General features: G+C 74.5%; 1 protein-coding gene. It reads right to left on the reverse strand.

Annotated elements, in window-relative coordinates; all coding sequences use genetic code 11:
• Positions 1-78: 78 nt before the first annotated feature.
• Entirely contained in the window at positions 79-14,013 is a 13,935-nt protein-coding gene (locus tag OG798_RS10510; protein ID WP_328756859.1) for an SDR family NAD(P)-dependent oxidoreductase, read from the reverse strand.
• Between the last annotated feature and the right edge of the window lie 190 nt (positions 14,014-14,203).

The following is a 14,203-nucleotide window of genomic DNA, read 5'->3' on the forward strand; positions in this document are numbered from 1 at the left end:
TCACCCCGTGACTTGTCCTTTCGCGCATTGCCACCACTGCCACCACTGCCACCGCTTTCACCCGTCGGCGCCGCCGGTTCACCCCCGCCGCCAGGACCGGAAGGCCCGCAGGTGTTCCGGCGTGACCACGGTCTCCAAGCGTTCGTCGTCCTGGTCCCCGCCACCGAGCGCGGCCAGCAGCCGCCGGGCCGGTACGTTGCGCTGGGTGCGCTCCGCCGTCAGACGGACCTTGACGCAGCCCAGCTCGTCGGCACGGTCGGCCAGCCACCGCAACAGCCGTTCCTCGACTCCCCGGCCCAGCGCCCGGCAGCTCATCAGCCAGGCCAGCACGTCGAGTTGGTCCCCGTCCGCGCGGAGGACGAGCAGCCCGATCTGGCCGTAGTCGCCGAACCGGTCCCGGGCCGCGGCCGTCCACACCTCACCGCGCTCCCGCCACCGCCCGAGATCGCCCCCGTCGGCGGACCGCGCCCGCAGGGTGAACTGGTTGGTACGGCGGACGAGTTGCTCGGCCCGCTCGACATCGGTCCCGGACAGGGCCCGGATGTCGACGTCGAGTTCCAACTGGGCGAGGAACTCCTCGAATCCGGCCTGCGCGCGCACCGCGTCCCGGTCCCGCTCCTGTTCGTAGAACCGCGCCCGCAGCGCGTCCTCGGCCGTCGCCGCGGCCGGGACGAGCGGCCACAACCTGCCCAGGAACGGACCCAGTTCGGCCGACGGCGGGCACGTCACCGACAGCACCTCCGGCAGCGCGGACCGCACTCCCGCGATCTCGACCGGGTTGTCGTCGAGGAACAGGAAGCTGTCCGGGCCGAGACCGAGCGTCCGGGCCGCCTCGGCGAGCCGGCCGGACTTCGGGCCCCAGGTCGCGGAGAGCACGCTGAAGTGTTCGGCCTTGAGCAGGCTGTCCGGGCGGTCCAGGACGGCCCGTACCGTGGCCTCGTCGTTGTTGCTGACGAGTGCCAACAGCGCACCCGCCGCGCGCCATTGAAGGAGCCGGCGTGCGAGCAGGGCACGCGGTCCGGTCAGGTCCACCGCCTCCGGGCCGATCTCCCCGGCCACCCCACCCCACAGCGTCTCGTCGCCGTCCACCGCGATCACCTTGGGCGCGGGGCGCCGTACCGCACGTACGACGTCGGCGAGGCACAGCGCCACCGCCGCCTGGAACGGCGGGGTGAAGGGGAGGTGGGCGATGCGCTCGGTCCGCTCGTCGAAGGGTTCCTCGACGGTGTGGCACCGGGTCCAGTCGTCGGGGCGGAGCACCGCGATGCCGGGCACCTCGGCCAGTTCGTCGGCGATCTCGCGCTCCCACCGTGTGAAGCGGTCCTGCGCGTGCGCGGACGGCAGGAAGCCGACGATCAGCGGCTTTCGCGTCCGTTCGGACAGGGCACGCAGCGCGGCCGGGAACGCGGTCCGCAACTCGGCGAGCAGCGCGTCGTCCACCGGGCCGAACCGTTCCAGGTCCGCCGCCCGCAGCAGCGCCACGCCCACCGCCGCGGTGGGGTCGGCGAAGACGCCGGAGGGGTCGCGCAGGGCGGCGAGCACCTGGTGGTACGGGGCTTCCGCGACGGTCAGGCCGCCGTCCCGCGCGCCCTCCTCGACCGCGGCCTCGCACAGCAGGGGCAGATTCCCGAGGGCGAAGGTGGCGGCGAGGGCGAGCGACCGGCGCGGGGAACGGCGAGTGCCCTCGGACAGCTCCACCGCCGTACCCGGCGTCGAACGGACCGCCGCCGTCGGATCGTCCACCGCCTCCGCGAGCAGCCGCAGGAACTCCTCGCCCAGTTCGGCAGAGGTCGCCGCGTCCAGGATGTCGAGGTTGTGGTCGAGCCGGATCCGGCCCGCGTCGGGGGTCATGGTGATCATCAGGTCGAGGTCGGAGTACCCGGTCCCGGCGGGCAGGACCTCCAGGTGGGCGAGGCGGCCCGCCGAAGAGCGCACGTAGTTGAAGTACACCTCCACCAACGGCGCGTTCGCCCGGTGCAGCCCCTGTCGGGCGAGGGTCGACAGCACGTCCGAGAACATGGCGCCCTTCGCGAGGACCCGGTCGAGACGGCCGTCGGTGCGGCGCAGCACCTGCTCGATCCGTTCGCCCGCCCCGGCCTCGGCCGGGAACGGCACCGGCACTCCGAAGAAGCCCACCGCCTCGTACGCGTCTGCGTGGATGCGGGTGTCGACGGGCACGGCGAGAACGAAACGTTCCTTCTGCCGCATCCTGGCCAGCAGCACGGTCAGGGCGCCGAGGCAGAAGGCGGCGGGCGTGATCGCGAGCCCGCTCGCGGCGGCCGACACCCGGTCCATGAGCCCGTCGGGGATCGTCACGCTCACGCTGCCGGCCCGGTACGAGCGGGTCGCCGGGCGGGGCCGGGCGAGCGTCAGGTCGAGTCGGTCACTGCCCTGGAAGGCCTCGCGCCATGCGGTCACGCCCTCGCCGGGGATGTCGTCCGTCTGCTGCGCCTCGATCAGGAGATCGATGTCCCGGTTGGTGACGGCGTCGCCGAGCGAGGTGCCGACCAGTTCGGCGTCGAGTTCCCCCGCCACGAGCAGCAGCGACTGCAGATCGCTCACCGCGTGGTGCGCGCCGAACGTCAGGACCTGGCCCCGGGCACCGGCGTCGAGCAGCTCGAAGCGCCACAACGGAGGGTTCGCCAGGTCGAAGGGCGGTTCCAGCAGCCGCCGCAGCCGGTCGGCCGTGTCGAGTTCGTCGTCGCCGGGCACGTCCGTCCAGCGCAGTACCGGCCGTGCGAGCTCCCGGTCCACCCGCAGCAGCCGCGCGTGTTCGCCGACGGAACCGGTCACGATCGCGGTGCGCAGCGCGGCGTGCCGTCCGGCGAGACGGGTGAGGACGTCGGTGAGCGCCTCGCGGGTGGTGGGCGTGGTGAGCCGGAGGGCCAGGCCGACGGCGTGGGCCGCGTCCGGCATGCCGGGCCGGGCGCTGCGCAGCAGTCGTACGACATCGCGGGTCGCGGGCCGCAGTTCGCTCTCGGGCACCTCGACGGCGACCTCGGGCCGCCGTGCCTCAGGTCGCCGTGCCTCGGGCCGCCGTTCCCCGGCCTGCGCGACCGTGTCCCGTTCGGGCAGCACCTCGCCGAGCGCCCGGGCCAGGCCGCGGATGTCGGAGGCGGAGAACACGGTGGCGGCCGGGAGTTCGGCGCCCAGCTCGCGGGCGAAGGCGTTGCGCAGCCGGACGAGCATGAGGGAGTCCAGGCCGAGTTCCTTCAGGGCCGTGGTCGCGGAGACGTCCACCGTGCCTTCGGAGACCTGGCCGACCCGGGCCCGTACATACGCTTCGAGGCGGTCCGCGCGGTCCCGTTCCGTCGTCGCCGTGAACACGCTCGCGACGAGGTCGTCCGCGCCGTCACCGCCGGTCGGTACGGTGATCAGGTCGCCGAGGATCGGTCGGGTGCGGGCCACGTCCGGGTCGTGCGCGAGGGCCTCCCAGTCCAGGGCGAGGGGGGCGAGTTGACGACGCGAGGTGGCCAGCACCCGTTCGAAGAGATCGCCCCCGTCCTGCGGGGAGAAGGCGAGCAGCCCGGATCGGCCGGTCTCGGCGGCCCGGGTGCCGGACTCGGCCACCATGCCCACGCCCGCCCAGGCACCCCAGTCCAGGCTCAGCGCCCGGCGGTCGGCGCGGGAGAGGTGGTGCGCCCAGGCGTCGAGGAAGGCGTTCGCCGCCGCGTACGGGCTCTGTCCCGCGGAGCCGAGGAGACCGGCCGCCGAGGCGAACAGGACGAGGCTCTCGGCCTCCGGGATCAGTTCGGTGAGCAGCGTGGTGCCGAGGACCTTGGGGGCGAGCACGCGCAGGACGCGCTCGTCGGTCAGGTTCGCCACCGTCGCGTCGTCGAGGACACCAGCCGCGTGGACGACTCCGGCGATCGTCCCCGCTTCCCGTCGCACGGCGTCCAGGGCCGCCGTCAGTTCCTCGCGGTCGGCCACGTCGGCGCGGGCGAGGTACACGGTGGTCCCGTCTTCTTCGAGACCCCTGATCCAGCTCGCGGTGGGCGCGTCGGGCTCGCCGCGGCTCATCAGGGCCAGTCGGCGGGCGCCGCGGCGGACCAGTCGTTCGGCGACGACCCGGCCGAGGCCGCCCAGACCGCCGGTGATCAGGTACACCCCGTCGGGGGTGACCTCGCCGTCGCCGCCGTCGTCGGGGCGGGTGCGGGCCAGGCGCGGGACCAGTCGGCCCGACTCCCGCAGCGCGACCAGCCGTTCGTCGTCCGCGTGCCGCAGTTGTGTCCACAGGGCGTCGACACCGTCGGTGGGCGGCAGGTCGATCAGGGTGGCCGACAGCTCCGGGTACTCCTGCGCCACCGCGAGGCCGAAGCCCCAGGCGAGGGCCTGCTGAGGGTGCGTCACCCGGGTGCTGTCACCGGCGGCCTGGCTGCCCCGCGCGACGACGAAGAGACGGGGGGCCCGGCCCCGCGGCCGGTCCGCCAGCGCCCGTACCAGGTGCAGCGTGCTCAGGCAGCACAGCCGCGCCGCCTCCTCGGCCGTACCGGCATCCGTGATCGCCGGGGCGTCGAGCGCGGACAGCTGGACCACCCGCTCGGGCGGCCCGTCGGGGAAGGCCTCGTCCAGGAGGCGGGCCAGGTGCCGCGGATCGGCGGGGTCAAGCACGTAACGACCGGGTCCCTCGACGCCGAACGACTCACCCCTGCGGGCGATCACCCGCGGCACGGTCGAGCCGAGCCGCTCCTCCAGCTCGGCCGCGACGCCCGTGTCGTCGGCCAGGATCAGCCAACTGCCCTCGGCGGGCGGTCGCTGCGCGGCCGGGCGCGGCTGCCAGTGGGTCTCGAAGAGCACGCCGTCCAGCGGAGACAGTGCAGCCAATGCGAACTCCCTCGCCTCCAGCACCAGTTGCTCGTCCTCATCCCACAGCCGCAGGTCCACGGTCGCCGTGTCGCCGTCCACGGAACGCAGTCGGCAGGTCGCCCACACGGGCGCCGTGCGCAGTCCGGTGAACCTCAGCTGTCCGACGGCCGCGGGCACGAACGCCCGGCCCTCGGGCGCGCCTCCCGGCAGGGCGGCCGTGTGGAAGGCCGCGTCGAGGACGGCGGGATGCAGCAGATGACCGGCGGCGGGCGTGCGGGCCAGGCGACCGAGGGCGGCCGCGTCCGTACGGCGGCCCTCCTCCAACCCCCGGAAGGCGGGGCCGTAGTCGATGCCCAGGGCCGCGAGCCCGGCGTAGACCGCCGCCAGATCGACCTGCTCGTCGCACCGTTCGCGCACGGCGTCGAGCCGCTCTTCGTCGTCGGCGGCGGCGGTTTCCTCGGTGACCGCGAGCCGTCCGCTGACGTGCCGCTGCCACGGCGCGCCGTGCCCCGCGGCGGGTGTCGAGGCGATGGTGAAGTCCCGGAAGCCGTCCTCGGCCGGGCTCAGGACCAGTTGCAGCCGTACGGGCCGGTCCACGTCCAGCGGCAGCGGCTGTACGAAACTGATGTCGGCCAGCCGTACTTCGCCGCCGTCCCGCAGCGCGGACGCGGCCTCCAGGGCCATGTCGAGGAACGCGGCGCCGGGCAGCCAGACCTCACCGGTGACCCGATGGTCGGTGAGATAGGCGAAGCGGCTGTCGTCGAGGTCGATGTCGGCCTGGAAGAGGTGCCGGTCGGGTTCGTCGCTGGCCTCCAAGTGCGTGCCGAGCAGCGGTGATCCACCGGCCGATGCGGTGGCCGGGGCGGGCACGAGCCAGTGGCGTTCGCGGGCGAAGGCGTAGGTCGGCAGGCCGACCCGGCGGCCCTGCGGGAACAGCAGCGGCCAGTCGGGCGTGTGCCCGGCCGTGTACAACTCCCCCAGCCCGCGCAGCAGTACGTCGTGTCCTTCGCTCTGCCGGCGCAGCGAGCCGATGCCGACCGCGTCGATCCCGGCCTCCGCCGCCACCGCCTCGATCGACGAGGTGAGCGAGGGGTGCGGGCTCAGCTCGACGAAGTAGCGGTAGCCGTCGTCCAGCATCCGTCGGATCGTGTCCGCGAACCGGACCGGCTCCCTGAGGTTGGCGTACCAGTGGTCGGCGTCCAGCAGGTCGCCGGGGACGGGTTCGGCCAGCACCGCCGAGTACAGCGGGGTCGGTGTCCGGGCGCCCCTGACGCCGGAGAAACGCTCGAGCAGCTCCGCACGGAGCGGGTCCATCAAGGGGGTGTGCGAGGCGAACGGTGTCGTCAGCGGGCGTGCGGCGATGCCCCGCTCGTCGAGGCGGTCGCGCAGTTCGGCCAGCGCGTCGGCCTCGCCGGAGACGGCCGTGGACCGGGCGCTGTTGACCGCCGCGACGAACAGGCGGCCCGCGAACGGCGCGAGCAGCTCCTCGACCCGCGCGGGCGGCAGTTCCAGGGACAGCATGCCGCCCTTGCCCACCAGCGGTACGACCGCCTGCCCGCGTCCGGTCACGACGGTCACGGCCTCGTCCAGGGTGAGGGCGCCCACGCTGTACGCGGCGGCGATCTCGCCCAGGCTGTGCCCGACGACGGCGTCCGGGCGGACGCCGAGCGCGCGCCAGGCCGCGGCCAGTGAGGCGTTGACCGCGAACAGCACCGGTTGCAGGAATTCGGTGCGGCCGAGCGGGGCGAACTCCTCCGGCGCCCGCAGCGCGTTGAGCACCGACCAGCCGACCCGTCGGCGAACGGCCTCATCGATGCGGACCAGCTCCTCGCGGAACGCATCCGATCCGGCCATCAACTCGACGCCCATTCCGGGCCATTGACCGCCGTGTCCGGCGAAGACGAAGGCCACCTTGCCCGTTCCGTCGTCGCGTTGCGTGGCAAGGGGCGCCCGCCCGCTCGCCAACGCCTCGAGCCGTAGGAGCAGTTCGTCCCGGTCACCCGCGACGAGGGCCGCGCGCCGTTCGAAGTGGCTGCGGTGCCGGGCCAGGGTGTGGGCGACATCGAGGAGAGCGAGGTCCTCGCCGGCCTCATCGGTCAGGTGGTCGGCCAGTCGCGCGGCCTGCCCCCGCAGGGCGGCCTCGCTGCGCCCCGACAGCACGAACAGCCGCTTACCCGGCGGAAGTTCGTCCTTCCGCCGCTTACCCGGCGGGACTTCGTCCTTCCCTCCCGCCTTCGCGACCGGCGGGGCCTCCTCCACGATCACATGCGCGTTGGTCCCGCTGATCCCGAAGGCGCTCACTCCCGCCCGTCGTGTCCGCCCGGGCGACGACGGCCAGGCCGCCGTGTCCCGCACCAGCCGCAGCCCGCTGTTCTCCCAGTCGACGTGCCTGCTGGGCGTGTCCGCGTGCAGGGTGCGTGGCAGGGTCCGGTGGCGCAGCGACTGCACCACCTTGACGAGCCCGATCACACCCGAAGCCGCCTGTGCGTGCCCGATGTTGGACTTGAGCGAGCCCAGGTACAGGGGGCGGTCCTGCGGGCGTGAGTCGCCGAAGACCTCCGCCAGGGCGTTCGCCTCGATCGGGTCGCCCAGCGTGGTGCCCGTGCCGTGCGCCTCCACGTAGTCGATGTCGGCGGGCTCCAGCCCGGACAGCTCCAGTGCCCGCCGGATCACCTGTTCCTGCGCCGGACCGTTCGGCGCGGACAGCCCCTGGCTGCGGCCGTCCTGGTTGACGGCCGTGCCGCGCAGCACGGCCAGCACCTCGTCACCGTCGCGCCGGGCGTCGCTCAGTCGCTTCAGTACGACCATGCCGGCGCCCTCGGCCCAGATGGCGCCGTCGGCGTCGTCGGAGAAGGAGCGGCAGCGGCCGGTCGGGGACAGGCCCCGCAGTCGGCTGAACTCCACGAAGGTTCCCGGGGTCACCATCACCGTCACACCACCGGCGAGCGCGAGGTCGCACTCTCCGGACCGCAGCGCCTGTGCCGCCAGGTGCAGTGCCACCAGCGACGAGGAGCACGCCGTGTCCACCGTCAGCGCGGGGCCGCCCAGCCCCAGCGCGTAGGCGAGCCGGCCCGAGGCCACGCTCAGCGCCGAGCCCGTGCCGACGTACCCGTCCAGCTGGTCGAGGCGGGACCCCGCGAGATAGTCGCTGCCGAACATGCCGACGTACACACCGGTGGCGCTGCCGGCGAGTTCGGCGGGAACGATCCCGGCGCGCTCCAGCGCCTCCCACGCCGTCTCCATCAGCAGCCGTTGCTGGGGGTCCATCGCGGCCGCTTCCTTCGGGGTGATCCCGAAGAAACCCGCGTCGAAGGACGTCAGGTCGTCGTCGTTCAGGAAGCCGCCCTCACGGGCGTACGACTTGCCGACGGCGTCCGGGTCGGGGTCGTACAGCGCTGCCACGTCCCAGCGTTCGGCCGGGAAGGGGCCCACCGCGTCGCGCCCCTCCGCGACCAGGTTCCACAGGCCTTCCGGATCGCTCACCCCGCCCGGCAGCCGACAGGCCATGGCGACCAGGGCCACCGGTTCGTCGGAGGCCGGCGTCGTGGCGTGTGTGGGCCGGGTGGCGGGAGTGGTGCGGTCGCCCGCCGCGAGGGCGGTGGCCAGCAGATGCGCGGCGAGCCGGGCCGCGGTGGGGTGGTCGAAGAGCAGGGTGGCCGGGAGCTTGGCGCCGATTCGGGCGCCGATGCGGTTGCGGAGTTCGACCGCCGTCACCGAGTCCATGCCGAGTTCGCGCAGCGGCTGGTCGGGGCGGACGGACTCCGTCGAGCGCAGGCCGAGGGCGCGGGAGATCTCCTCGCGGACCAGGGCCAGGACGCGTTCGGCGCGTTCGGCCTCGGGCAGCCGGGCCAGGCGGTCGGCCAGACCGTCGCCGCCGCTGCGGCCGGTGCGGGGCGCGGGCAGCAGCGAGCGCCACAGCGCCGCCGTGCCGCCGCCCGTGGTGGTCACGGTCTCGCGCAGGCGGGGCAGGTCCAGGGCCCAGGCGACCAGGTGCGGGGCGCCCTGCCGCAGGGCGAGTTCGACGAGTTCGCGGCCCTGGTCGGGGGTGAGGGCACGGTGGCCGAGACGGGCCATCCGGTCCAGGTCGGCGTGTGCGGCGGCGAGGCCCTCGCCCGCCCAGGCGCCGAAGGAGAGGGACAGGCCGGGCAGGCCCTGGGCCCGCCGGTGGTGGGCGAGTTGGTCGAGGTAGACGTTGGCCGCAGCGTAGTTGCCCTGGCCCGCGTTGCCGACGACTCCGGCGGCCGAGGAGACCAGCAGGAACAGGTCGAGTCGCGCGTGGGCGGTGAGCCGGTGCAGGTGGGCGGCGCCGTCGACCTTGGGGCGCAGTACCTGTGCGAGGCGTTCGGGCGTCAGCTCGGCGACCACCCCGTCGGCCAGGACTCCGGCGCAGTGCACGACACCGCGCAGCGGCGACTCCTCCCCGATACGGCCGAGCAGACCGGCCACGGCCGCCGCGTCCCCGATGTCGCAGGCCGCGACCTCGACCTCGACGCCGAGCGCGGCCAGTTCGGCGGCGACCTCGGCGGCGCGCAGATCGTCGGGTCCTTGACGGGACGTCAGGAGCAGGCGCGGAACGCCGTGTTCGGCGAGCAGCCGGGCGATGTGCCGCCCGACGGCACCGAGGCCTCCGGTGATCAGCACCGTGCCGTCGGTGGGTACGAAGGTGGGGCGGCCGACCAGGTCGAGGACGACCGGGGTGCCGGTCGCGTCCCGGTCACGGGCGCGGACGAGCCGCGGCGCGAGCAGAGTGCCCGCGCGGAAGGCGAGTTCGGGCTCCTCGGTGTGGGTGGCGACGGTCGGGAGCGCGTCCGCCGGGTCGGAGTCGTCGAGGTCGAGCAGGGTCAGGCCGAGTTCCGGGTGTTCGGCGCGGGCGCTGCGGGCGAGCCCCCACAGCACGGACTGGGCGAGGCCGGGCACGGTGTCCTCGTCGACGGCCCCGACCGCACCGCGCGTCACCCACACGGTCCGGGCAGGTGCCTCGTCCTGCGGGAGGGCGATCAGGGCACGCAGTTCGGCCAGGGCCGCGGCCGCCAACTCCTGTGCTGCGGCGGCCGGTTCGGCGTCCATCGCCGGGCGCGGCCAGAACCGTACGAGCACGTCGACGCCGCCGGTCCCGCTCACGTCCGCGCCGCCCGTCCCGCTCCGCACGTGGGTCCCCGCCGCCGCGAGGCCACGCAGGGCCCCGGCGACCTCCGGGTCCGAGGCGTCGCCGACGACGGCCCACTCGGTGCCCGACGCCTCTGCGGGCTGTTCGGGTACGGCCGTCCAGACCACCTCGTACAGATGTCGGGCGTTCTCCGAGGCGCCGTTCAGGTCCGCCGGGTCCGCCGCCCGCAGTCGTACGCCCTCCAGACGACCGGCCGGGAAGCCGTCGGTGTCCCACAGCGTGACGTCCAGGGTGAGGTCCGTGCCGGAGCCGCCCGTGCGTCGTACGGCCGCGGTGAGGTCCCTCGCGCCACCGGGCGGCAGGACGCACCGGCCCACCGCGACCGGGAGCAGCACCCGGCCGTCGGACGCGTCGAGCCCGGCGGCCACGTGCAGCGCGGCGTCCAGCAGGGCGGGGTGGAGGGGGTACGGGTCCGCCGCGTCGCGGGCCGTGGGCGGCAGCGAGAGCCGGGCCAGCAGTTCACCGTCGCCGGTCGTGACCGCCGACCGTACGCCCTGGAAGGCCGGGCCGTAGCCGAGGCCCAGTTCGCTGAGCCGCTCGTACGTCTCCGGGGTCCAGGCCGGTTCGGCGGCCTCCGGCCACACCGGGGGCCGTTCCCCCGTCGGCGCGGCAGGCGCGGACGCGGACGCGGTGGCGTGCAGGGTCCAGCCCGTGGCCTCTTGGGCGCGCGGACGGCTGTGCACGGTGATCTCCGGTACGGGACCGGCGGTGACCACCTCGACGGACACCTCGACCGTGCCGGAGTCGGGGAGGGTGAGAGGGCTGAGGAGGAGCAGGTCGGTGAGGTCGGCCGGGTCGTCCGGGTGGGCCACGGCGAGGGCGGCGCGGCAGAGTTCCATCAGGGTGGTGCCGGAGACGACGGTCCGGCCGAACACGGCGTGGTCGGACAGCCAGTCGGCGGTGTCCTGGGACCACTCGCCCCGGAAGGTCCAGCGGGTCTCGTCCGGCGACTGGAGCTGGACACCGAGCAGGGGGTGCGCGGCGCGGTCGAAGAGGCCTGGGGCACCGGTGGTGGACTCGGGCTCGATCCAGTGGCGCCGCAGATCCCAGGCGTACGTCGGCAGGTCGGCGGGGGCGGTGTCGGGGACCAGTCGGCGCCAGTCGATCGGCCGTCCGTGGACGTGGAGTTCGGCGGCGGCCCGGTCCAGGCAGGCGGGCCCGTCCTCGTCGCGGCGCAGCGAGCCGACGGCAACCAGGTTGTCGTGGCCGGAGTCCTCGGCGATGGTGTGCAGGGCGGTGACGAGGGAGGGGTGGGGGCCGAGTTCGACGAAGCAGCGGTAGCCGTCCGCGGCCATGCGTTCCACGGTGGGTGCGAAGCGGACGGGCTCGCGCAGATTGGTGTACCAGTAGTCGGCCTCCAACTCCTCGGTGACCGGTTCGCCGGTGACGGTGGAGTACCAAGTGACGGAGGTCGGGCAGGTGGTGACGCCGTCGAGTTCGTCGAGGACCGTCGCGCGGACCGGCTCGACCCGGGGGCTGTGGGAGGCGTAGTCGACATCGAGGCGGCGGGCGAAGACCTGCTCGCGGTCGAGGTCGGCGAGCAGGGTTTCCAGGGGCTCGACGTCACCTGCGATCACCGTCGAGCGGCCGCTGTTGACGGCGGCGACGCAGACCCGTCCGTCGAGGTCGGCGAGGCGGTCCTCGACCTCGGTGTGCGGGAGGGCGACGACGGCCATGGTGCCGGTGCCCGACAGCCCGGTCAGGGCCTGGCTGCGCAGGGCGACCACCGCGGCGGCGTCGCTCAGGCTGAGCGCGCCCGCGACGCAGGCCGCGGCGACCTCGCCCTGGCTGTGTCCGACCACGGCGTCCGGCCGTACGCCCCGGGCCCGCCACACCGCGGCCAGGGACACCATCACGGCGAACAGGACCGGCTGCACGACGTCCACGCGGTCCAGGGGCGGGGCGCCCTCGGCACCGCGCAGGACGGCCGCGACCGACCAGGTGGTGAAGGGGCGCAGGGCGGCGTCGCAGCGGTCGAGTTCGTCTGCGAACACCGGGTCGCGGTCGAGCAGATCGCGGGCCATGCCGGCCCACTGGGAGCCCTGGCCGGGGAAGACGAAGGCCAACTTGCCGGTGGGGACGGCCTGCTGGGGCCCAACGACCACACCGGCACCAGTATCGGTGTCGCTGTCGGTTCGGCCCTCGGCGAGTGCGCGCAGAGCGGTCAGCAGGTCGTCGCGGTCGGCCGCCCGGACGACGGCCCGGTGCTCGAAGTGCGTGCGGTGGTGGGCCAGCGTCGCGGCCACCTCGGGCAGCGCCGGCCGCGGCTGTTCGTCGAGCGCTTCGAGGAGACGGGCGGCCTGGCCCCGGAGGGCGGGGAGGGTACGGGCGGAGAGCGGGAAGAGGGTCGCGCCGGGGAGCTGCGTCGGGGGTGCCCCGGTGGCCGGCCGTACGAGGTCCCGCGGCGCCTCCTCCAGCACCACGTGCGCGTTCGTACCGCTGATCCCGAACGCGCTCACCCCGGCCCGCCGCACCCGGTCGCCGCCCCGCGGCCATGCCCGGGCGGCGCTCTGCACCCGCAGGCCGCCGCCCGCCCAGTCCACGTGCTCGGTCGGGGTGTCGGCGTGCAGCGAGGCAGGGAGCAGTTCGTGGCCGAGGGCCAGGACCGTCTTGATGACACCGCCGATACCCGCCGCGGCCTGGGTGTGACCGATCTGGGACTTGAGGGAGCCGACGCCGAGCGGCCGGTCGGCCGGGCGCCCCGGCCCGAAGACGGCGGCGAGCGCCCGGCCCTCGATGGGGTCGCCGAGCCGGGTGCCCGTGCCGTGCGCCTCGACGTGGTCCAGGTCGTCCGGGCGCAGTCCGGCCGCGTCGAGGGCGGCGCGCACCACCCGTTCCTGCGCCGGCCCGCTCGGGGCGCTCAGGCCCTGGCTGCGGCCGTCCTGGTTGATGGCCGACCCCTTGACGACGGCGAGGACCCGGTCGCCGTCGCGGCGCGCGTCCGCGAGCCGCTTGAGCAGCACCAGACCGCAGCCCTCGGCCCACACCACGCCGTCCGCGTCGGTCGAGAACGGGCTGCACCGCCCGGACGGCGACAGCCCCCGCAGTCGGCTGAACTCGACGTGTCCGCGTGGGGTGACAAGGAGCGTCGCGCCGCCCGCCAGCGCGAGGTCGCACTCGCCGCTCGCCAGCGCCCGCGCGGCCAGGTGCAGGGCGACGAGGGAGGAGGAGCAGGCGGTGTCGACGGTGACCGCCGGGCCCTGAAGGCCGAGGGTGTAGGCGATGCGTCCGGAGGCCACGCTGGAAGCCGAACCGGTGCCCACGTGCCCGTCGAGCCGGCCGAGCGGGGCCGAGGCCTGGTAGCCGCTGTCGTACAGCCCGATGTAGACGCCCGTGGAGCTGCCGTTCAGCGTGTCCGGGACGATCCCGGCGCGCTCGATCGTCTCCCAGGCGGTCCCGAGCAGCAGCCGCTGCTGGGGGTCCATGGCCGCGGCCTCGCGCGGTGAGATCCCGAAGAAGTGCGCGTCGAAACGGTCGATGTCGGAGAGGAAGCCGCCGCGCAGGGTGTACGCCTTGCCGGGGGCCTCCGGGTCGGGGTCGTAGAGCCCCCGGGTGTCCCAACGGCCCGCGGGCACCTCGGTGATGGCGTCCTCGCCGGAGGCGAGCAGCCGCCACAGCGCCTCGGGGTCGTCGGCGCCGCCGGGGTAGCGGCAGCCCATGGAGATGACGGCGATGTCCTCGTCGCCGCGTACGGGCGCGTCCGCCGGCACCGGCGCCGCAGCGCCGACAGGCCTTTCGCCGACGGGCCTTTCGTCGAGGACCGCTGCGGCGAGCGCCGCGATGGTGGGGTGGTCGAAGACGAGGGACGGCTCCACGGCGCGGCCGATCCGCCCGGCGAGTTCCGCCGCCAGGGTCACCAACTGGCGGGATCCCAGGCCGAATTCGGCGATCGGCCGCTCGGCGTCGACGGCCAGTGGGTCGAGCCCGGCCGCCTCGGCGACGGCCGACGTCAGCCAGGCCCGCACGTCCTCGGAGGTCACGTCCTCGGAGGTCGTGAGGGAGATCTCGGGGAACTGCTTCGGGGACTCGCTCGCAGGCATCGGGAAAGGTGTCCTCGTGAACTCGGGTTCAGGCGGATTCCGTACGACGGGTACGGCGACCGGTGGACGGCGATCGGTGAGCTGGGGAGGCACCGGCGCGCGACGAAGGAACCCCTGGTGTACGGCGGGTACGACCGGGGTGTCCCGCCGGCGCGGGTGTCCGCGCCGACGGGGGGTGACCTCGTCTACC

Origin of the sequence: Streptomyces sp. NBC_00271, from assembly GCF_036178845.1 — a bacterium.
Classification (GTDB): Bacteria; Actinomycetota; Actinomycetes; order Streptomycetales; family Streptomycetaceae; genus Streptomyces.

Coding starts and splice junctions, on each gene's coding strand:
- OG798_RS10510 (WP_328756859.1), bottom strand. CDS start 14,013: ATGCCTGCGAGCGAGTCCCCGAAGCAGTTCCCCGAGATCTCCCTCACG.